The following is a 22207-nucleotide window of genomic DNA, read 5'->3' as shown; positions in this document are numbered from 1 at the left end:
TGAAAAGTGGATAGAGAAAGTGTCTCCTATGAGGCACTTTCCGTGTTTTCAGAAGGTGTGGAGGAGAAGCGAGATGAAACAAATGATGGAGTTAAGAGATGTCGCTAAACGCGTTATTCATCAGATGAAGACGCTTGGCAATGAAACCAGATTAGAGGAAGAGTGTCCCATTAGCATTATCGATATAGGGAAATGGGAGTGGGCCCAGGGGGTAGGATTATATGGATTACTTCGCTACTATCAGGAAACGGGTGAAGGTGATGGTTTAGCATTCTTGATTAAATGGTTTGATCGCAACATGGCGGAGGGCTTACCGGAGAAAAACGTGAATACGATGTGCCCCATGCTGACCTTGACGTATGTTTACGAAAGTACAGGGAATCCCGCGTACTTAGCGCTTTGCCAAGAGTGGGCGGAGTGGATACTGACAGACATGCCGAGAACAGAAGAGAACGGACTTCAGCATATCGTTTCCGGTCAAGCGAACGAACAACAGCTGTGGGATGATACGTTGTTCATGACTGTTTTATTTTTAGCTAGAATGGGCAGTCTGCTCGGGAGACAGGATTATTTGGATGAATCGGTTCGGCAATTCCTCGTGCATATTAAATATTTGACGGACCGTAAGACAGGTTTATGGTTTCACGGCTGGACGTTTGAAGGACGGCATCACTTTGCGAACGCACTTTGGGCGCGTGGCAATTGCTGGTATACAGCCGGTATTGTCGATTATCTCGACATCATCCAAGATCTGAACGGCGGGGTGAAGCTGTTTCTGCTGGATGCTTTATTGTCTCAAGTCGAGGCGTTGGAGAAGCTTCAGCATGATAATGGGATGTGGCATACACTCCTAGATGATCCAAATTCGTATGTGGAAACATCGGCTACGGCAGGCTTCGCGTATGGGATTCTGAAAGCCGTTCGTTTGGGATATCTGCCTCCACGGTTTAGATCAATGGGAGAGGCGGCTTTAAATGGCGTCCTTGCAAGAACGAAAGAAAACGGTATTGTTACTGAGGTTTCGTATGGGACGGGGATGGGAGTAACGTTGGATGCTTATCGGGAAATTCCGTTGTGTCCTATGACGTATGGCCAAGCGCTTACGCTGATGCTTTTAACCGAGGGGATTAAGCTTGATTCCAGCCAATCGTAGACAAGGAGAGGTGAGAGAATTGATTAGTATGAAGCCTAATATACACAAATTAATGAATGAAACCTTTCTTTACGAAAACAACGGGGTCATTCTGGAAGACGGCATGGTTAGATACAATAAACCTGGTCATACCCGAGAAATTGCTCATTTAGGCTATTGCCATGAAGGCAGGCAAACCGCGCATTATTATACCTTTGGCATGTTATTGGGACATTTGGATGAGCAAGCCGGGTTACACATGCTTCAGTCGATTTCTATGCTGCAACGAACAGACAAATTGGATCCACACTATGGTGGATTTCGTTGGTATCGGGAAGAGAAGCTCGTGAACGATACGAACGCCGCCTTTTTCATCCTTAGACCACTTGTCATGTTGTATATGTGCCATCCAGATGTTATTCCGGCCAGCCATCGGACGGTTATACATGACATGTTGCACCATGCAGGTGAGTGGTTCCGCAAAGAATGTGAAGACCCTATCCTCTATTACCCGAATAAAATCGTGAGTGATGGCGCACTGCTCTTAGCGATTTCGTACTTACTTAACAATCCTTATTATTTGGAGGAGGGCATTCGATTCTTTGAACGGTGGGAGGCGTATACGACGCGTAGAGGCTGGGGCTGGGGAGAAAATATCAGCTTAGTTTATTTGTCAGTAATCTTAAATGCGCTTCAAATTGCAATTAAGGTGTTAGTGGGACAGCAGCATCCGCTTGAGCAGCAACTTCGTTTTCGAATCCAGAACATTTACCAGTTTCTTAGGTTTCAGGATGGCGAAGAATTCGTCCCTACGATTCGCAGCTATAATTTTAGCGGTGAAACCAAACGTGATGATATGATTTGGAGCATTGCGGGCATAGTAGCAGTCGATGGGCTACAACCAGAGAAATTAACAATGAATCATTTGCTAAGCCTACTTTTATTCGAAGAAGAGTTATCCGAGGCGGCAGATTCACCGAAGTCACTGTCAAAGCCGAGAATATGGGAAGAGCCCATTTTCGATATGAGTTCCGCGTACTATTGGATTGGCACAAGCTCCCGGCTCGGTAGTATTAACCGCTTTCCCGTCATTCCCGGCAGCTACCAGTGGTCGGATTGGGGGCTTGGCTGGCAATCCTTCCCTGTCAGCTTCAGTGTAACTGGCGAGCAGGTCTCATTCTTACGTTGGTATGTTGATTTAGGCGATGAGGTTCGCACACATCCAGGAGAATCGTATCGAACGTCGTATTTGGCACCGGCGCTATTCAAGGAATCGTTCTTTCCAGACATTCAGACGCGTTCGGCGCAGTTTGAACATTGTTTACTCACGGTTCGCTGCATGTCGAATTTGAATCATTACGCAGCTGAGATTGCTGATGAGTGGGTTATTCATCGCTATGTTGGTGTCATTGAAGAGTTCGTTACAACGGTAGAAGGTAGACCATGGCTGCTGTTGAAATATGCTCATACGACCATTGCGATCACAGCTTTGAATGGGATCACGAGCGATGCTTCGGAGAGACAGGTAATGACAGTAGAAATTGAGCATGAATCGGATCGAGTTAAGTTAAGACAGGTACTGCACACAGGTCAGGCAGGTTTTGTTCAACAACCACGGTTGGAAACGGGGTGGGCCGTTCTTTCCCTTGAGCACCTTACGCAAAAAGATGACATTCTTGCTTACTTGGAAGAAGTACGAATTGAGGATCTCAGCTTTGCAGATGGAGAAGTCCCACGTACAAAATTTGCAGATATCAGACAGATTCGATTAAGCATTGCAGGCATGGAAAAGGTCCACTTGCACTTAGATCCTCATGAATAGAGCCTAGACGGCCCCCTTAAGCGATATACGGGAAAGTTGAATATTGCTTAAGGGTGTATTTGCGTCTTATGTTTACTTCCAGAAACAACAATACACTAGAAAAGGTGGAGGAATAATGAGAAGATTCATCTTAAAATCCAAATTTGTATGCGCTTTCTTGGTGTTCGCCTTATTGGCAGGTCTTTGTCTACCAGTAGCGGTACCTATCGTCACGGCGAGCTCGGATGATGTATTAGTCGAAAATTTTAATACAAGTACGCTTGGTGTAAAACCTGCCAACTGGACAGGAAACCCGCCAGCAGCAGATGCTTCTGCTCCAGTGCCTTATATCGCTAAAGCAACGGTTGAGAATCTGGCTGATTACCCCACGCCATTGCTGAAGTTCGAGAAGAACGGCAAATCTACAGGCAATTTACAAATAGAGAGAGCATTTGTAAACACGTACAGTCAATCTGTGTTTACCTACAAAGTGAGAGCAGAACAAACGACGGGGACTGTATACTTGCCTTCTCCGAAAAGCGGCGCCACAGCGATGGCTAAATTCGCGATGAATGGCGGTAACTTCCAATATATGAAGAAAGGAGCGTCAACTTGGACGACCATTCAAGCCTTTACAAGCGCCACTTGGTATGAGGTGAAGCTACTGCTGAATTCAGATATAGATACCTTTGATTTATTCATTAATAATGAGAAACGACTTACGAATGAACCGATGGCGGAAACTGGAGCCGTAACTTCCTTTTATTTGGGGCTCTACAAGGATACGATCGGAACGGCTTACTTTGATGATTTTCATATTTATCCTTATATACCCGTCCAAGCTATTGCAGTAACTCAGGCTGTTTATGAAGTAAATGTTGCTGCTATTCAACCATTAACAGTTATCTTTACGCCACAAACAGCGACCAATCAAAGTTTGACTTGGTCATCCAGTAATACGGGGATTGCAACTGTCACGGAGATGGGTGTAGTTACTGGAATTGCTTCTGGAACAGCGATCATTTCTGCCAAAGCAGTGGGCAATGTTCCGGATGCAACTGTTGTCGTGAACGTGAATGCTGCGAATTCACCAATTGGAGGAGAAGTAGGGGATTTACTATCTGCAGCTTTCGATGGAGAAACAACAGGAATGAAGCCCTCAGGTTGGAAAGTACCAGCACCTTCAGCAGCAGTTATTCCTGCTCCAGATCCTTATATATTGGCAGCTACCATAGGGGAAATAGCAAGTTACCCGGGTAAATTGTTAAAGCTTGAGAAAAACGGGAAATCAACGGCCTCCTACAATATTGAGAAAACAATCACAGGTGCCTCTTCGAAAGTGACCATGATGTACAAATTTCGAGCAGAACAATCCGATGCTGTGATTTATTTACCCTCTCTGAAGAGTGCGGTTACAGGGAGCGCTGCTTTGAAATTCGCTTTAAATACAGGGCAATTTAGTTATATGAAGCAAGGAGCAGCAGCGTGGACGAATATCCAACCGCTCACCAGCGGTGAGTGGTATGAAGTTAAGCTGATGCTCGACACTGATGCGGATGTCTTCGATTTTTACATTAACGGAAATCAGAAATTGTCTCGTGAGCCTTATGATATCGGTGGCGTACCATCTGTGATGTATTTGGGGATTTATAAAGACAGTATCGGTACAGCCTTTTTTGATGACTTTCAAATGTATGCGTATCACGCTGCTGTAAGCGCATCCATCAGTCCAGATGAGGTCACTTTGGCGAAGGATGCTAGTTTGCAGCTTCCACTAACGTTTACACCTGCGAATGCAACCGTACAAAGTGCGGTATGGACTTCGAGTGAACCGCTCGTTGCTTCGGTAGATAACAATGGGGTTGTAAAAGGCCTACTACCAGGAACGACACTCATTGCAGCACGACCATATGAGAATATTCCACAAGTAACGGTAACCGTCCATGTCTATGAGGTGCCAATTACCGGAATTTCCGTTGCCACTGTCTCTGGCAATGTCCCCGTCGGATCTAGATTGTATCTGAAAGCTACGCTCACACCTCCTGGTACAACAGAGCAGCAAGTTAGATGGGGAACAACCAACGCTGCTGTTGCAACGGTTGATACCTATGGGGAATTGACTGCGATTGGAGCCGGCACAACGAGCATATATGCGACGAATAAGGAAGGTTCGATACAAGGTCAAACGAATGTGACTGTGGTAAACAGGTCTATCGCACATGAACTGTATGTCTCCCCGGAGGGGAATGACTCAAATCCTGGAACGCTGCAAGCCCCTTTCAAAACGATTACCAAGGCACAAACAGCTGCAAGAGGGCTAAATGCCAGCATGAATGGCGATATCGTGGTTTATTTGCGTGGCGGAACCTACACATTAAGCGACACACTTAGATTTGATGAGACAGACTCGGGCAGCAATGGCTATTTTGTCACGTATCACAATTATCCCGGTGAACAGCCTATTATTAGCGGTGGGCAAGCGATTTCAGGCTGGAACGAGATTGATAGCGAGAAGCATTTGTATCGCGCGTTTGTAGGGCAGGATTTTAAAACAAGACAGCTCTATATCGATGGGGTACGTGCGGTTCGCGCGCGAAGTGAAGGTGGGTTAATTAACGCAACGAAGACAGCGACAGGATACACGTCAGACGATACATTCCTTGCTAATTATCATCGGATTAGTGATCTTGAAATGGTCTTCAATGATTTATGGTCAAATTCACGTGTGAAGGTGGAGTCAGTGAATGTGAGTGGCAGTAAAGCGCAGATTACGATGGAAAATCCAGGCTGGACAGCATCTTCTGTGCGCGGATTATCTTCTGCTACCGTTCCAGTCTATTATGAGAATGCTATTGAATTGCTGGATGTGGCCGGTGAATGGTATTACGACCAAACGGACGGTTATCTCTATTATAAACCAAGAGCTTGGGAGGATTTAACTACGGCTCAAGTTACAGCACCTATTTTAGAACAATTAGTAACGGTCATCGGGCAGTCCGCGGACCTTCCGGTGCGTAATCTTCAATTCGAAGGTTTGAAATTTATGTATACGACATGGATGAGACCGAGTACAGATATGGGGCATTCAGATGCCCAGAATAACTATCTGCGCTATGCGGGAACGCCAGATGAGCTCCCAGATGCGGCTATCGAAGTAGAGCTTGCGAATACGGTTAATTTCATTGGCAATGACTTTGCTAAGTTAGGTATCACGGGCTTAATCCTGCAAAATGGCGTACAAAACAGCCTAATTGAAGGGAATCGCTTTTATGACATTTCTGGCAGCGCAATATCGGTGGGACAGCCGATATCGAATGATCGTCAGTATTTTAATCCTACCGATCATCGCATGGTGATGAAAAATGACGATATCCTCAATAATCTATTTTATGATATCGGGATTGATTTCAAGTCAGCTTCTGCTATTTCTGCCGGTTATCCGCTGGATATGGACATTAGCCATAACGAGATTTACAACATTCCGTATAGTGGAGCCCATATTGGGTATGGGTGGGATAAGAATTTTGATCCGGTTACCAAAAATATAAAGATTCAAGACAATATGATCTATGATCTCATGGGCAAAGGGGTTCGCGATGGCGGAGCCATCTATAGCCTTGGCACAAACGGTGCCAATCCGCAGGATAAGAACATCGTTTCCGGTAATTATATCCGCAATCAAATGGACGATAGTGCCGTGTTGTATGCTGATCAATCGTCCGCGTATTGGCGATATGAGAACAATGTCATCGACTTGAAAGAATCAGCGCCATGGCATGGTTCCAAGCGATGGGCGCAGGCATGGACGAATTTAATCCATGATCTAGATTTTGTAAATAACTATACGACGGAAGCGTATTACGTCAATATTGGGATCAACAATACGTTCGAAGGAACGAAAGTCGTGCCAGATGCTAACTGGCCAGCGGGTGCCAAGGCGATTATTGCGCAAGCGGGGATAGAACCAGCTTATCAGGATTTACAGACAGGGATTGTCAGTCGTTGGTCCACCGAACGTCTAAGTCTGAATGTTGGCACCACAAGTACGGTGAAAGTCACTGCTCAAAACGGGAAAGATCAGCAGCTTAATATGGAAGGCAGTCAGTTGTATTACGAATCCAAGAATCCCAACATTGCTACAGTTGATGCACAAGGGCATGTAACTGGCATCTCTACAGGCAGTACCCAAGTTGTTATCTATATCGTGAATGGTACTGTTTTGCGTGAGCTTGAAGCGGATATTTTTGTCGGTGATGTCTTAACAGATATTCGACTAACAGACACAACGGGCAATATTCTACATGCCGAACAAGGGACGACTACCGAGCTCCACGCGTACGGGAACACATCATTCGGTAATCGGACAGAACTTGATCACGTGACATTTACTTCGTTGACGCCAGATATCGTCACAGTGACCAGTGAAGGTACGTTAACTGCGCTTCAAACAGGATCGGCGATTCTCTTGCTGAAAGGAGATTTTCTAGGACAGCAGCGAGAAGGTTATTATCATGTGAAGGTGTGGAACAATACCACCACAGACAATTACAAACTGCGTAAGGAAATTAACGATTTGGATGGCTGGTATGTGTATCCGACTACGTTGAATAACGTGCAGAGTGACGCAGATCGTATCACCATTACGACACCTAACAGTGGTCATGCCGTGTATCAAGGACGTACTTTCTTGAACGAGTTTATTGATTTCAATCTGAAAATCAATGCCACGACAAGTTGGTATGCCCTACTTTTCGGAAAGCAAAGTAATACCCTTGGTTATAGTCATGGGGATGAAGATAATTACCTTATGGTTGTCTCCGAAGCTGGCATAGAGCTTCAGCGCTACAATAAGGCACAAAGAACGGTGATTTACGGCACGATAGCTAATTATACAAGTCTTGCTGGACCAGCGATCCCGAATACGATGCTCCCTTTCAATCAGGAACGGCACCTACAACTGGGTACTTTCAACGAAGCGAATGGAGTGCGCATTATTTTGAAAGTGGATGGCGCAGAAGTGATTAATTATTTGGATACAGCTCCGCAAGCGATTCGCAAGCCAGGATATTTCGGACTTGTCGCTAGGAACGGCAGCATGACTTTCTCTAAAACCGATGATTCTGCTCAACCGATCGTTGGCCTCATCATGAATGGGCTAGGTGATATGGTAGTTGGCGAGTCCGCGATTGCCACAGTGAAGGCGATGGATGACACGGGAGTACTGATCGAGCCAGAAGCAGGGGTTACTTTTGAAAGTGACCGTCCGGATGTTGCAAGTGTTGGAGTGGATGGAACGGTTGTAGCCATAGGGCAAGGCACTGCGCTTATTACCGCTACTTATGCGGGGGCAACGACAACAGTTGAGCTTGACGTTCGAACTGAGGATGATTCGACAGAGCAAACGACAGAGCCATTAACAGAATCAAGCACAGCACCAGGTTCATCTGTGCCACCTGCTGTGAGTGGGCAGTTGTTGACTGAGATCGAGAAAGGCGTTCAGTTACAAGGCGATGGACTTACAAAGACGGTGCAAACCTACCCTGATGGGACTAAAGGACAACATATACGCGTCTCAGCAGAAGCACTATCTCAGGCTTTGAAAAGCTTGCACGGAACATCAAAGCCATATATCGTAATTCCAACTTCAGGTGTAGCTGGTGGTACAACAGTTGCTCTCCCGAGCAGTTCACTCGTGAAAGCAGCTGCAGCAAATTCGCAAGCAGTCCTAATTGTTCAAACGGAGGGAGCTTCCTATAGCTTGCCGTTACAGCTTCTAGATCTTACAGCGATAGCGAATTCATTGGGTGCTGCGCAAGATGAGATTCAAATTTCAGTGACCATTAAGCAAGTCAATGCGGATCAAGCAGCGAAAGCAAAGCAAATGATGAAACAGCTAGACGCTATTTCGTATTCTGAAATGTTCGATTATCAGGTGATCGCAGAAGGGGCAGGTAAATCCATTGAGCTGAAAAGCTTCAACCAATATGTGGAACGAAGTCTTGATCTGCATGGATCTATCGATGAGGATGAAGTGACAGCCGTAATGATCGATGCCAGTGGGAAATTGACTTTTGTCCCGATGACGATCCAACAAGAGGGTGGCAATACGGTTGCGGTAATCAAAAGAAAAGGGAACAGCGCCTACATGGTTATTCAGCACAAGAAAACTTTCGGTGATCTTACCCATCACTGGGCTCGTTCAGACGTGGAACTCCTCGCTTCTAAATTGTTAATCAAGGGGAGAAGCGAGGAGGCTTTCGCACCTGATCAACCTATTTATAGAAGTGAGTTTGCTGCTTTATTGGTTCGTGCACTTGGATTGAACGAATATGCTGCAGGCGCAAGTTTCAAGGATATTTCACCAAGTGAATGGTATGCAGAAGCCGTTGGAGCAGCTGTTAGCGCAGGACTTGTTGAGGGCATGTCTGAGAGTGAATTTGGTCCGAAAATCACAATTACGCGGGAGCAAATGGCCGTCATGATCACACGTGCTTTGAAAGTGGCAGACAGCATCAACCAAACAGAAGATGTAACTTCTGTTCTTCCTTTCACTGACGTGGCTGACATATCAATATGGGCGCTCTCAGCAGTTAAGCAGTCTGTTGCTCTTGGCTTATTACAAGGTGAAGACGAGGGGCACTTTGCACCTGATAACCCAGCGACACGAGCACAGGCGACTGTGATTTTGAAACGGTTCTTACAGCATGTGAAATTCATAAACGAATAGTATACCTACACATCCGGCGGAGCTTGCTACAGTTTCGCCGGATTTTTATTATGCAAAGAGGGAGGAGGAAGTGTTAAGTAAAGAAGGGTATAAGAAGCGATGTCTATGCGTTTACATTTTAGTATTAGGAGGCTGTTCATATGAGATTTCAATTCCTTGTTCGTTTATTAACTGTCAGCATTACATTGTTAGCATCGCTATTTATTTACAACATATCCGCTGTCCAAGCAGCTGTTCAAGCTACGTATTATGCTTCACCAACTGGAAGCGGAACGACATGTTCATTAGCTTCACCATGTTCTCTCAGCGGAGTGAGAGATAAAGTACGTACAGTGAACGCGAGTATGAGCGGCGATATTCAAGTCTTTTTGAGAGGAGGCACCTATACACTGAGCGCGCCATTAACGCTGGACTACAGGGATTCCGGAACGAATTCATATCGTGTTAGTTGGTCCAATTATAGTAATGAAGTTCCAGTCCTTTCCGGTGGTCAATCGCTAACGGGTGGATGGACACTACACGATGCCGCTGCGAACATTTATAAGAAAACAGGTGTTACTGCGGAATTCCGTCAGCTATATGTCAATGATGTTCCGGCAACTCGTGCTAGGATCCCAAATTTATCGAATTCAGACACTTTCGCTTCGTATTACGATACGATCAGTGGGGATGTTACGAATAAACAGTACAAAATCAATAAAGCTGAAATTAGCAATTGGACTGACTTCAATCAAGTAGAAATGGTCGTCCAGCCCCATTGGTATCACAACCGCTTGCGATTATCTTCCTACACGACAGATACGAATTATGCTTATGTTAGTTTTCTTTCTCCTGATCAAGATCATGCTTTCGATAAATCGGCTCCTAATTATGCCTCGAATGCCTATTATTTTGAAAATGCCTATGAATTTCTGGATGCGCCAGGTGAGTGGTATCTGCACTCGGGAACGGATACGTTATTCTACAAGCCATTAAGCGGGCAAAATATGTCAACCATCCCCGTGACCATCGCTGTTTCAGATGTCTTAATGAATCTAGCTGGAACGGCAGCAACGCCTATCCATCATCTAACCTTGAGTGGTTTGAACTTCACCTATACGGGGTGGAAAAGTCCAAGTTCGAACGGAGTAGTCATGACGCAAGGCGCCAATCCACTAAACGGGCCTGTTGTACCAGGTGTTTTGCAAGCAACCTATGCCTATGAACTGCGAATAAGCAACAATACATTTCGTCATTTAGGCGGTACAGCACTTAAGCTTGGCAACGGATTAAAGGATAGTCAAATCGTTGGAAACACGATAGAAGATGTGGCTGCCAATGGGATCGAACTAAAATCACCTAAAAATGCGAGCACAGACGATTTATCTGAGCATGTCTTGATCGGCAACAATACGATTACCCGTGTCGGTCAACACTACACGAACGGTATTGGGATTGTTGGATACTTTGTTAATGGCGTCGTCATCGAGCATAACGATATTTCTTATACGCCTTATATGGGCATTCAATTAGGCGGTCAAGGCGGTTGCAATTGTTCCACGGGAATGGCTGACAATCGTATTCAGTATAATGACGTTCACCATGTGATGCAGGTACATGACGATGGAGGGGCTATTTATTTACTTGGACGGCAGCCTGGTACTTATGTCGTAGAGAATTACGTGCATGATATTGCCAAAAGCAGTTATGCCATGAGCTCTCCTGTAGCTGGTTTGTATCTGGATAACTACAGTGAGTTTATTACCGTGCAACATAATGTCCTTTCATCGATTCAGACAGCAACAGGAGCAACGTTGTTGTATGAACAGACGGGGATTGGCGCTATGAATAATCAATGGGTGAATAATAATACGCAGGATACTTCGGTAATCAATCAATCTGGAACTTCCGGCAGTTATGTAGAAGCGGTGCTTGTGCGATTGGATGCTAATTTTAATGAAGGAGCGTCAGGAAGTGCACCTACTGGATGGTCGATTACGAATGGCGACGGTTCTGTTACAACGGCAGATATCCCATCAACAACGGATAAAAGTGTGTTGATCAACAAAGCCGTTTCAACGACAACAACGACGGCTAATAAATCACTTGCTGCTTCACTGAGTGGAATTGTTTCTGTTAGAGCCAACATTCGAGTAGAACAAACGTCCGCGTGGAAAATGGCACCATACGTGGTTGATAGTTCTGGCGTTCAAGCGGTTTCTGTTGGATTCGATGGCGGTTATATCAAAACGTACAATGGCTCAACCTTGACGACTGTTCAGGCATTTACAGCAGGTACCTGGTGTGAAATACGGATCATCATGGACACGAATACGGATCAATTTGATCTGTATGTGGATGGGATCAGACTCGTAACCGACGCTAGTTTTCGTAATCCAGTGACCAACATTAAGACAATTAGTTTTGGTATTGGCACAGGTCATATCGGTAGCTTTTATTTGGATGATGTGCAGGTTCTTGCTCCTTAAAAGTTAAATGCTTGTTTGCTTGAATTCTCCTTTTCTAATCAAGTAGGATTAGAGTTTCTAAGGAAAATTTAGATTACTTTCTTTATCTAAAATCATTAGAGCTCATCCCAGCCGTTGAAGCGTCCATGTTAAATTATTTATTTCCTATCTTCATCGTTGTCTTTGCTATTTGTATGGCTATGCCTGAGTAATATCGTTTTCGGTTTCTTCCTGTATTTCAGGGCATTGAAGTACTCTTCCGCATCGTTAATCGCGAGCTTTACTTTCTTTGCCCCATTTGTAACACTTGTGTTTATCATGATTTTGTTGGGAGAGCGGCTGACTTGGCTGGATGGCCTTGCAGCTGTTCTCATCTTATTCAGTGTACCGGTACAGAAGTTAGGGGATGTTATTCGGAAGCGAAAGGGAGGACTTTGATGAGAATAGCCTGCCAGTTGCTAAGTAGACAAATAAATGGAAAACATCCCGGTAATTTTAGTGAAATTAGGGAAATGAGCACATTAGATGGATTTAGTACAGGTAATTTCTCCATAATCGACGTATCTGAGGAAAATATGTCGAATTAGCTACATGAAATCCAGTTATTTGTGAATTCCGCAAGGAATGGATGAAATTAACTACGTGAAATCCATTTATTTTGCCTTGAGTGGTCATTTCGGAATAGGCAACATCGCCAGAAATGACTTCGAAGCCGCCGACAGGGGAACTCCCCGAAGTGTGGCAATCCCAATTTGACGGTCGGGAGGTGGAGAAACAAGAGGTACTTCGAACAATTCGCCAGCAGCGAGTTCCTCGGCTACATAATTGCCGATTACGAATGCAAGGCCGAATCCTCGTTTGGCGAACTGTACAAGGAGGTCAATGCTGCCCAGTTCGAACTCGGGTGTGAGAGATACGCCTTCAGAGGCGGCGAAGTCATCGATATAGCGCCGCGTGCTAGCCCCATTTTCCAATAGTAAAAGGGGGTATTTGTGTAAATCTTCAAGGGATAACGGACTTCCTGCTAGATGCGCATAGGGTTTTCCGCCGACAAGGCAGTCTTGAATAGCCGTACTTTCGCGAAAGTCGATTTGTTTGTCGGAAGCGGGGAGGCTGACAATGCCAAAGTCGATTTTCCCCTCCTTTAGAAGTGTGATGGTTTCAGGTGTTGTACGGTTCGTAACTCGGATTCGCACGCCTGGAAACTGTTCATGAAATGCCTCTAGATACTGCAAAAGATAATACTTGCACAACGTATCGCTCGCCCCAATATTAATCTCCCCGCTATGTAAACTATGCATGTCTGCGATGGCTTTTTCGCCAATTTTCATAGATTGAAAAGCCTGCTCGACATAACGAAATAACACTTCACCTTCAACAGTTAGCGTGACACCTTTGGCCGTACGAAAAAAGAGTTGACCTCCAAGAGCTGCTTCCAACTGCTTAATCGTATGACTCACTGCGGGTTGTGTGATATGCAGTACTTCGGCTGCTTTGGATAAACTTCCCGTTTGGGTTGTCCAATAAAAGACACGGTACCACTCCAAATTAACATCCATCAAACATTACCTCACTTTATATCTGGTATAACTTATATCAATTATTCTAATGTCATTAGGGCAATTATAATAAGCTTTGTCAGGTAAAACAAGTGTAGGAGGCGTTCGATATGACTGTAACTGCGATAGTTGGGGCGAATTGGGGAGACGAAGGTAAAGGGAAGATGACGGATGTTCTAGCGGCGCAATCATCTTATGTTGTTCGATACCAAGGAGGGAGCAATGCAGGTCATACGATCATTAATGATTACGGTAAATTTGCATTGCGGATGCTGCCTTCCGGTGTATTTTATTCCCATGTGACGAATGTGATAGGGCCGGGTACGGCACTTGACATCGACATCGTGCTTAGTGAACTAGAAGAACTTGCAGCAAGAGGTGTACCTAAGCCGAAATTGTTCATCTCGGAGCGGGCACAAGTCGTTTTGTCTGTCCATCGACTTTTCGACGAACTCGAAGAAGAGCGTCTGGGTACACGCAGCTATGGATCTACGAAGCGTGGGATTGCACCTTTTTACGCGGATAAATATGCGAAGCTCGGGATTCAGGTTGCTGATTTATTTAATAAAACTCGGTTGGAGGAACGACTCGAGCATTTGCTCACAGCGAAAAATGTATTACTCCAACATTTATATGGTCATGCAGCCATCCAAACGGATGAACTGTTGAATCAGCTGTTGAGCCAGGTTGAGCGAATAGCTCCCTATGTGTGTGACACAACCACACTGCTTCAAAATGCCGATGCAAGGGGAGAGCTCATCGTGGTGGAAGGACAGCTCGGTGCTTTACGGGATCCGGACCATGGGATTTATCCGTATTCAACATCGTCTTCAACGCTTGCTGGTTTTGCATCAGTAGGAGCTGGGCTGCCAGCTAAATCTATCTCACAGGTCATTGCGATCGTTAAAGCCTATTCGAGCTGCGTTGGAGCTGGCCCCTTCGTCTCTGAGCTTGCGGGCAGCGAAGCTGAGGAATTACGTCGTCGTGGAGGCGATGCCGGTGAATATGGCGTAAACACGAAGCGTCCTAGACGCATGGGGTGGTTCGATGTAGTTGCAACCAAGTATGGCTGCATGATCCAGGGAGCGACAAGTGTCGTTTTAACAAATTTGGATGTGTTAGGCTACTTGGATGAAATTCCAGTCTGTGTCGGCTATGAATTGGCGGATGGTACAATTGTTGATCACTTCCCAGTCAATGCGTTGATGGATTCGGCTAAGCCTGTATTGTCGCGATTACCAGGTTGGAAATGTGATATCTCACAGGTTAAAAGCATGGAAGACCTTCCTAATGAGGCTAAGGCCTACATTCATTTCGTTGAATCTGCCATCGGTGTGAATATTTCAACGGTTTCTGTTGGACCAAGACGCGAACAAGTGATTCAACGATAGTTTTAGTAAATTTTATTTTAGCAGCCGCGAGGTGGCTTTTTTAAAAATCATCATAGGATTTGAGAGAATGGGAAAAATAACCACCAAACCTGTTTCGGAGGGATCTTATGAAGAAGATGATGGTGGTTGTGTTGATGGTTGGGAGTGTCTTGGTTCAACCTGTTCAAAGCGATGCTGAAGTACCTATGCCATGTAGTGCCGTTCTTGAATCTGTCGTTGCGGATCAAGCGAATGCCAAAGGGGCAGCTCTTGTTTACAAAGTGAAGCTAACACCAAGCTTTCCACGAACAAGTATTAGCATCCATGCGAATCATTTACCATTGCCATCTGCAGCGGGAGATTATGATGGGTTTGAAGGCTTTGCTTTTATTTCAAATGAGATCAGCTGGCGTTTCAAACTATTCCCTACTCCGGAAGAAGGTAGTCCGACTTGGGCTGGGAGGATTGACGATATAACGGCTGATTTAACGAATAGTGCGATGGAGGTTCGTTTATCGAATAGCAAAACTGGGAAGTTAGGGCCTGTCATTTTAAGGAATACGATGAATGCATGTAAATAATGGGAGGTTAATTGCAACTTATTTGTATGGCCATCGTCTATTGAAGTAAGATGTTAAAAACTGGGTTATATGTAAACCTAGTGTGTTGTATGTAAACAACGAAAAATTCATTAGACGAGGCGATGCTATGAAATGGTTGTTAATGCTAATCTTACTTAGTTGTGTTAGTTGTATGACGGGTTGCGCTTCTTATGTTGTACATCATGATCAGACCAACGATGTGAGTATCCAGCAACAGGATGACTTGAAGCCAATCATTAACAAACTGTTTGGTACTGAATTAGAAAAGGACATGGCTTCTTCGGTCTCTACTAGCAAAAGAATATTAGATTATAAAATTTATGATGACATTCAGAGTTTAAAAAATGAGGAAGATACCTACTTTATTGTTACATATGACGTATTACCGGCTTCCCTAGAATTCATTATTGCTGGCGGAGGTGAAAGAACCGAAGATGGTTGGATCAAAAACCGTGTTAGATATGTTACACTTCAAGTCGTAAATGGTGAATATCACATTAAAAGCTTGAGTTCTGGGCCATGAAGTGGTAAGAAGAATAGATGCATGTGGGAGGATATGTCTATGATGGAACAAACCATTGCTCAAAGATTAATTGCACTAGGAATCACGCTGCCTATGGCAAGTGAACCCGCAGCGAAATATGTGAATTATGTCAAAGTGAACGGTTTTCTGTATGTATCTGGCAAGGGTCCATCTGGCAGTCCAAAAGGTAAATTGGGGAAGGAATACACAACACAAGAGGGTTATCAATTTGCTAGATTAACTGGTATCGAGATTCTTGCTGTTCTGCAATCTGCCTTAGGTTCTCTGGAGCCTGTTAAACAAGTTGTCAAATTGCAAGGATTCGTGAATGCTGTTCCTGAATTTGAAGAGCATCATTTGGTGCTAAATGGCTGTTCGGATCTGATGCTGGATGTGTTCGGCGAAAAGGGGAAGTCTGCTCGATCGGTTTTCGGCGCTGTTTCACTTAGAGATAATCTGCCGATTATTGTAGATTCCATTTTTGAAGTAGCGGAATGAGAATAATGAGCGGGCGGTCCATGATGAATCATTGATCGTGCCGCTCTAATTTTTTTTAGTGATGCATAATGGAATCAATGATATCATTGGCATGAGTATTTATTGAACGTTGGAAAATTAAATGTGCATCTTTATTTATTTTTCAAATAAGGTTTGGAGGAATTGTGAAGTGAAGAAAGCAAGATGGAAGCTACTTACCTATGTGCCTTTTTTAGCAGTCATCGTCATCATCGGAATCATTCAGTCTTTCATGTTAGCTAATGAAAATGTGAAGCCATATCCAGAACCATTCGGCCGTGCAACGGAATTACCACAGTTGGCAACCTATGGTGAACCTGTACAAATGATTGGTGATGGTAGTTTCACCTATTTAGCGGGGAAAACACTCCAAATCGTCACAATTGATGAGGAGGGACGTCAGAGTACGGAAAGTCGTCCTTTACCTGATGTTGGCGTTGTCCGTACCTATAAGATGATAGATAAGGATCATGTTATATGGATCGGGGACAGCAATAAACTGTATGAAAGTGAATGGAAGAGTGGTTCATGGAGTTCGAAGAACGCACTCATGGAGAACGAGATTGTTCGTGTGCAAACTGTCGTTGGCCCTAAGGGGAATAGCGTTATCCTAGCGTACAATGATTCATCGCTTTATGTCAGCGAATTTCATCCGAATGCCAAGCTTACCTGGACTACACTTGATATAGCGAATGTGAAGCAAGTTCATGGTGTATGGGATACCTCTGGGGACAGCTTATCTCTTGTTTACGCCGTTAGTAAAGATGGCAGTGAATCCTTTCACTACGCGAAGCTTGCAGAGGCATCATGGAAGCCACTTGTGCAGATCAAGCTGAAGGACGTAGATTATGCAACGAGCAGCTTAGATGATATGGCGCTAGGCGTAGATGGTTCTACATTTATGACCGCGTATACAACGAGCTCACGCAAATCAGGTAAGAGCACCTTACATATGCTCACTTTCACAGAGAATCAACCCAATAGGATACAAGATGAGGTTATTAACCTACCGGTCACCAAGGGGAACGATTCCGATACCATTTTGCATCCGACATTTACGCATTCAACTTCTGGTGAAGTAACGCTTGTCGCATCGTCCGTTTACGAGAAAAATAGGCGTCAAACGAGTCAAGAGGTGTACAAGATTAGCTTTAAGGATGGCAAAATGTTGAATGCTGCGCGGATCAGCCAATTCGGTGGTTTTTCCGTATATCCGATTTTTGCTTGGAACCAAGGGAGTTCACTAGCCATATGGCTGGACGCCGTTAACGCTGATACGTATCGCGTTTATTACACCACAGATCAGCTTCCTTATGCGGAGCGAATGAACAGCATTCATGCAGAGGACTATCAGCAAGCTGCTGGGAATTTGCCGTTGTTTTGGGGGATTGGCGTACTCACGGCACTAATTAGCTTAAAATGGATTCTATTGCCTGGCCTTTATTTAATCGTGATGAGTGTCTTTTGGCAGTATCACTATGACGAGCATGCGAAGCGGCATTTTGGCATATCTATGGCGATGTACCTCGTGGTAAAGGCGTTATTTATTGGTGATTACCGTAAACCGATTGCGCTGCAGGTGATGCCGGATTTCTTGCAATCGGTTTGGGTTAGCTTGATTTTACTACTTCTGTTTGCTGCGATTTCGTATGGGTTAACCCGCTTGTGGAGAAAAGGCTTGTCCGAACGGAATGTTGGACTTGAGATGTTTTACTTCGTCGTTCTTGATGTTTTCATGACAAATATGTGGTATTCATTCTTTATGTCACCTGCAACCTTGTCATGATGTTGGTGCAAAGTAATTGAAAATAATGGCATTCATTGTTATGATAGAAGTACTAATAAACGATGTGTGACTGGCGGAGCATGGGGAACCATGAGGGAGCATATCGATAACGGCCGTACGCCTGGGCAAGAGGTAAGGGGAAATCCCCTTACCTCTTTATGTTTGAACCTAACTTGAGAGGAATGATAAGATGACCGCGGAAACCGTAATCTTGGATGGGAATCGAGTGGCAACAGACATGAAAGAAGCGCTGAAAGGTAGAATTAATCAATTAGCCGGGAAGGGGATCATTCCTTGCTTGGCTACGATTTTGGTCGGTGGTGATCCATCGTCAGCTACGTATGTGAAAATGAAAGGAAATGCCTGTAAACGACTTGGCATCAGGTCGATTCGTATTGAGCTTCCCGAGCATACCTCGACAGCCGATTTGATTGCTGAAATTCAGAAACTGAATGTTGACCCTTCTGTCCATGGGATTTTGTTACAACACCCGGTGCCTCATCATATTGATGAAAGGGCTGCATTTGAAGCGATCGGCATTGAGAAAGATGTAGATGGCGTTACGACGCTTGGATTTGCTCAAAATGCTTTCGGCTTCGCAAATTTCCCTTCTTGTACGCCGGCTGCGATACTTGCTATCATGGATTATTATCGCATTTCAATGGAAGGCAAGCACGCTGTTGTCATAGGGCGAAGCCCCATTCTCGGAAAACCTGTTTCCATGATGTTACTCAATCGGAATGCAACAGTAACGACATGCCATTCAAAGACTGCGAACTTAGAAGAGATGATACGATTAGCTGATATTGTGGTAGCGGCGGTTGGGAAACCGAAATTTGTGCAAGGGGATTGGATTAAACAAGGGGCCGTCGTGTTGGATGCGGGCTATAACGAAGGCAACATTGGGGATGTTGATTATGAGGCCTGTAAGGAACGAGCATCAGCAATTACGCCTGTTCCTGCAGGAGTTGGGCCTGTCACAATCGCTACCTTGTTGAAACACACCGTCGATGCGGCAGAAAAGTTAGCGTAGCCCAGGATGAAAAGGGGGAGCAAGATGAAATTATTTCACGTCAGTGAAGAAAAAAATATTTCTATTTTCAACCCAAGACTTCCTTCAAGGCAAGATCTGGACCCAACCAAAGGATTAGTCTGGGCGATTAATGAGAAATGTTTCCCCAATTTTCTAACGCCTCGGAACTGTCCGAGAGTTACTTTTCATGCCAATGAGGCTACTACGGAGGAAGATAGGAAGAACTATTTATCTTCTAATGCCATAAATCACGTCGTAGCGATTGAACATAAATGGTTTGAAATCATGAAGAATACAACGTTGTATATCTATGAGTTTGATACGTCAGATTTTTATTTACAGGATCTTGGAGCAGGATATTATGTGAGCGAGAAATCACAGGTTCCCATCCGTCGATTCGAAATTCAAGATCTCTTTGGTGAGCTTTTTAAAAGAAACATAGTAGTCCGACTTCTGGGAAATTTGTGGGATTTATCTGATAAAATACAGCAAACGAGTTTTCAATATTCGATGTGTCGGATGGGCTTTGCTGAGCAGAGACTAACTGAAGTTTAGATCAGATTTTTTTGAAAATAGTGATGAATATTGGGGGGATTATCTTGACATTAACAATCTATGTTGTGGATGCTTTCACGGATCAAGTATTCAAAGGAAATCCTGCTGCTGTTTGTTTAACTTCTGAACCTCTTGATGATGAGTTGATGCAACGAATTGCTTCTGAAATGAATCTGTCAGAAACAGCTTTTTTGTTTCCTCAGCAAGAAGGGTTTTCACTTAGATGGTTTACACCTATTGCTGAGGTGGATTTGTGCGGTCATGCTACTTTGGCTAGTGCTCACATGTTGTGGGCAACAGGGATTTTACCACTGAACCAAAGAGCTAGTTTCTTTACCAGAAGTGGACTTATAACGGCAATAAAGCATGATGCTTGGATTCAACTTAATTTTCCGTCAGAACCTGTGATTGCGTGTGAATATCCATCCGAATTGGTGGATGCACTTCAAATTGTTCCTTTATATGTTGGACGAAATAGATGGGATTATTTCATTGAAGTTGAATCTGAAGACATCATTAAGCGTCTAAGTCCTGATTTTTCTTTGTTGCAAACGATTCAAACACGAGGGATCAATGTGACAAGTCGTTCGAAAGAATTTGACTTTGTTTCAAGATGCTTTTTCCCAGCTGTTGGTGTGAATGAAGACCCCGTAACGGGCTCATCTCATTGTGGTCTTGCCCCATATTGGGGTAAGAAATTAAATAAAACGGACATGTATGCGTATCAGGCATCCGCTAGAGGCGGCATACTAAAAATTAGTTTACATGAAAACAGAGTTCTACTGTCAGGACAAGCAGTTACAGTTATGAAGAGCGAGTTGTTCATCTAGCATAAGGAGAGATAGTAATGGCGCGCATTTTATTTATGAATGGTGGATCAGAGGGACATATCAATCCCACTATTGGAGTCGTGCAGGAGCTGATTTCCCGTGGTGAAGAGGTCGTGTACTTTTGCATAGAAGCGTTTAGAGAGCGAATCGAGAACACGGGAGCAACCGTACGAACATTTGACGACCAAAAGTTTATAAAAGCCTTCATCTCAGGTGGAAGAAATTCCTTGTTGGAGAGAATTAACGGTCTTTTACTTACCGCAGATATTGTTATACCGAGCGTGCTTGAACAGATCAAAAATGAGAAATATGATTATATCATTCATGATTCCATGTTCGGTTGTGGACGTTTACTTGCTCAGATACTTAAACTGCCAGCAATTAATTCTTGCACATCTTTTGCGCAGTCCAAAGAATCCATTGAGCTAGAGTTGGAACATTTTTCAAATAACGTCCCTGCTGAAATCCTTAAACCAATTTATAAGAAATACCAAAACCTTACGATGATGGTAAAGGAAAAATATGATATAGAAATCCATTCTCCTTATGAAGTATTGTGTAATCCAGCACCGCTTACAATCGTATATACCACTAGGGAGTTTCAACCGAATGGTGTATCGTTCGACCAGTCCTATCAATTCGTAGGGCCATCGATCTCAACACGATTAAGCTCAGAAAGCAATGCATTTATAAGAATTCAAACTGAAAAACCAATTTACATTTCATTGGGAACTGTGTTTAACCGATCCATTAATTTCTATAAACTTTGTATCGAGGCATTGGGGAATACTGAACATGCCGTTGTCATGTCAATTGGGAATAACGTTCAATTATCTGATTTAGGTGAAATTCCAACTAACTTTACTGTGAAACCGTATGTTCCACAAACGGAATTGCTGCCCCATACGAAGTTATTTATCACACATGGCGGCATGAATAGTACGCATGAAGGTCTCTATTTCGGGGTTCCACTCCTTGTAATCCCACAAAGCGCTGATCAACCGATAATTGCTAAGCAAGTCGAAAGTATCGGAGCAGGTGTGTCGTTGCAAATGCTAACTTTGAGTGCTAAGCAACTAAGGGAAGCCGTAGATCAGGTGTTAAGTGACTCTTCATTATTGACTGCTGTTGCAAAAATAAGGGAATCTTTTCGAGAATCAGGTGGGTATCGTCAGGCTGTTGATGAGATTTTTAAGTTTAAAAGGGAGTTAGGGATTTAAGTAGAATGAAGACCCTCAGCATGTTGCTGGGGGTCTATTTTCTCAAAAAATAGATTCCTAATTATGGTAGAATATACAGAGTTGATTTTATTTTTGTAACTGGAAG

Annotated in this window: 15 protein-coding genes and 1 riboswitch; of the genes, 14 read left to right on the top strand and 1 reads right to left on the bottom strand. The window is 44.0% G+C overall.

What is annotated here, in order from left to right; genetic code table 11:
• The first annotated feature begins 73 nt into the window (after positions 1–73).
• The 5 genes from bglB to L6I86_RS03315 all read left to right on the top strand — a co-directional run bounded on the left by bglB (position 74) and on the right by L6I86_RS03315 (position 12545).
• A complete protein-coding gene (gene bglB / locus L6I86_RS03335) occupies positions 74–1153 on the top strand; it encodes a beta-galactosidase BglB (RefSeq protein ID WP_236284587.1) in 1080 nt (359 codons plus the stop codon).
• Between the two features lie 52 nt (positions 1154–1205).
• On the top strand, positions 1206–2954 hold the full coding sequence (locus L6I86_RS03330) for a hypothetical protein (protein WP_236284580.1): 1749 nt from the start codon (positions 1206–1208) through the stop codon (positions 2952–2954).
• 115 nt (positions 2955–3069) lie between these two features.
• The gene (locus L6I86_RS03325; RefSeq protein ID WP_236284578.1) at positions 3070–9660 is read left to right on the top strand and encodes an Ig-like domain-containing protein; all 6591 of its coding nucleotides are present in this window, start codon (positions 3070–3072) and stop codon (positions 9658–9660) included.
• A gap of 140 nt (positions 9661–9800) precedes the next feature.
• Positions 9801–12128 carry a right-handed parallel beta-helix repeat-containing protein gene (locus L6I86_RS03320; protein WP_236284574.1) on the top strand — a complete coding sequence of 776 codons (2328 nt, stop codon included), beginning with the start codon at positions 9801–9803 and terminating at the stop codon, positions 12126–12128.
• Between the two features lie 156 nt (positions 12129–12284).
• On the top strand, positions 12285–12545 hold the full coding sequence (locus tag L6I86_RS03315; RefSeq protein ID WP_338113352.1) for an EamA family transporter: 261 nt from the start codon (positions 12285–12287) through the stop codon (positions 12543–12545).
• A 233-nt stretch (positions 12546–12778) separates the two neighbouring features.
• On the opposite strand, the gene L6I86_RS03310 is transcribed toward L6I86_RS03315, so the two are convergent.
• A complete protein-coding gene (locus tag L6I86_RS03310) occupies positions 12779–13666 on the bottom strand; it encodes a LysR family transcriptional regulator (RefSeq protein ID WP_236284573.1) in 888 nt (295 codons plus the stop codon).
• A 110-nt stretch (positions 13667–13776) separates the two neighbouring features.
• Between L6I86_RS03310 and L6I86_RS03305 the strand changes: the two genes are divergently transcribed.
• The 9 genes from L6I86_RS03305 to L6I86_RS03265 all read left to right on the top strand — a co-directional run bounded on the left by L6I86_RS03305 (position 13777) and on the right by L6I86_RS03265 (position 22101).
• Positions 13777–15057 carry an adenylosuccinate synthase gene (locus L6I86_RS03305; protein ID WP_236284572.1) on the top strand — a complete coding sequence of 427 codons (1281 nt, stop codon included), beginning with the start codon at positions 13777–13779 and terminating at the stop codon, positions 15055–15057.
• Between the two features lie 107 nt (positions 15058–15164).
• On the top strand, positions 15165–15617 hold the full coding sequence (locus tag L6I86_RS03300) for a YoqH family protein (protein ID WP_236284571.1): 453 nt from the start codon (positions 15165–15167) through the stop codon (positions 15615–15617).
• Between the two features lie 127 nt (positions 15618–15744).
• Complete coding sequence (locus tag L6I86_RS03295; protein ID WP_236284570.1) at positions 15745–16161, top strand: hypothetical protein; 417 nt, start codon at positions 15745–15747, stop codon at positions 16159–16161.
• Between the two features lie 42 nt (positions 16162–16203).
• Positions 16204–16659, top strand: coding sequence for a RidA family protein (locus L6I86_RS03290; RefSeq protein ID WP_236285642.1), 456 nt, complete (start codon positions 16204–16206; stop codon positions 16657–16659).
• A gap of 169 nt (positions 16660–16828) precedes the next feature.
• The gene (locus L6I86_RS03285) at positions 16829–18463 is read left to right on the top strand and encodes a hypothetical protein (RefSeq protein WP_236284568.1); all 1635 of its coding nucleotides are present in this window, start codon (positions 16829–16831) and stop codon (positions 18461–18463) included.
• A 56-nt stretch (positions 18464–18519) separates the two neighbouring features.
• A riboswitch (ZMP/ZTP riboswitch) is annotated at positions 18520–18597 on the top strand.
• Positions 18598–18653: 56 nt separating this feature from the next.
• The gene (locus L6I86_RS03280; RefSeq protein ID WP_236284566.1) at positions 18654–19496 is read left to right on the top strand and encodes a bifunctional 5,10-methylenetetrahydrofolate dehydrogenase/5,10-methenyltetrahydrofolate cyclohydrolase; all 843 of its coding nucleotides are present in this window, start codon (positions 18654–18656) and stop codon (positions 19494–19496) included.
• Between the two features lie 24 nt (positions 19497–19520).
• Positions 19521–20051, top strand: coding sequence for a DUF6886 family protein (locus L6I86_RS03275; protein WP_236284565.1), 531 nt, complete (start codon positions 19521–19523; stop codon positions 20049–20051).
• 44 nt (positions 20052–20095) lie between these two features.
• Positions 20096–20881 carry a PhzF family phenazine biosynthesis protein gene (locus L6I86_RS03270; protein WP_236285640.1) on the top strand — a complete coding sequence of 262 codons (786 nt, stop codon included), beginning with the start codon at positions 20096–20098 and terminating at the stop codon, positions 20879–20881.
• A gap of 17 nt (positions 20882–20898) precedes the next feature.
• Positions 20899–22101 carry a macrolide family glycosyltransferase gene (locus L6I86_RS03265; RefSeq protein WP_236284563.1) on the top strand — a complete coding sequence of 401 codons (1203 nt, stop codon included), beginning with the start codon at positions 20899–20901 and terminating at the stop codon, positions 22099–22101.
• Positions 22102–22207 lie beyond the last annotated feature (106 nt).

It is taken from the genome of Paenibacillus allorhizoplanae (genome assembly GCF_927798215.1).
GTDB classification, from domain to species: domain Bacteria; phylum Bacillota; class Bacilli; order Paenibacillales; family NBRC-103111; genus Paenibacillus_E; species Paenibacillus_E allorhizoplanae.
Note: the sequence above shows the minus strand (reverse complement) of the source record. Positions and strands in the feature narration are given on the sequence as shown.

What these genes read in the sequence shown, in the direction of transcription:
- bglB (WP_236284587.1), top strand. Translation starts at nt 74, where the DNA reads ATGAAACAAATGATGGAGTTAAGAGATGTCGCTAAACGCGTTATTCAT.
- L6I86_RS03330 (WP_236284580.1), top strand. Translation starts at nt 1,206, where the DNA reads ATGAATGAAACCTTTCTTTACGAAAACAACGGGGTCATTCTGGAAGAC.
- L6I86_RS03325 (WP_236284578.1), top strand. Translation starts at nt 3,070, where the DNA reads ATGAGAAGATTCATCTTAAAATCCAAATTTGTATGCGCTTTCTTGGTG.
- L6I86_RS03320 (WP_236284574.1), top strand. Translation starts at nt 9,801, where the DNA reads ATGAGATTTCAATTCCTTGTTCGTTTATTAACTGTCAGCATTACATTG.
- L6I86_RS03310 (WP_236284573.1), bottom strand. Translation starts at nt 13,666, where the DNA reads ATGGATGTTAATTTGGAGTGGTACCGTGTCTTTTATTGGACAACCCAA.
- L6I86_RS03305 (WP_236284572.1), top strand. Translation starts at nt 13,777, where the DNA reads ATGACTGTAACTGCGATAGTTGGGGCGAATTGGGGAGACGAAGGTAAA.
- L6I86_RS03300 (WP_236284571.1), top strand. Translation starts at nt 15,165, where the DNA reads ATGAAGAAGATGATGGTGGTTGTGTTGATGGTTGGGAGTGTCTTGGTT.
- L6I86_RS03295 (WP_236284570.1), top strand. Translation starts at nt 15,745, where the DNA reads ATGAAATGGTTGTTAATGCTAATCTTACTTAGTTGTGTTAGTTGTATG.
- L6I86_RS03290 (WP_236285642.1), top strand. Translation starts at nt 16,204, where the DNA reads ATGGAACAAACCATTGCTCAAAGATTAATTGCACTAGGAATCACGCTG.
- L6I86_RS03280 (WP_236284566.1), top strand. Translation starts at nt 18,654, where the DNA reads ATGACCGCGGAAACCGTAATCTTGGATGGGAATCGAGTGGCAACAGAC.
- L6I86_RS03275 (WP_236284565.1), top strand. Translation starts at nt 19,521, where the DNA reads ATGAAATTATTTCACGTCAGTGAAGAAAAAAATATTTCTATTTTCAAC.
- L6I86_RS03265 (WP_236284563.1), top strand. Translation starts at nt 20,899, where the DNA reads ATGGCGCGCATTTTATTTATGAATGGTGGATCAGAGGGACATATCAAT.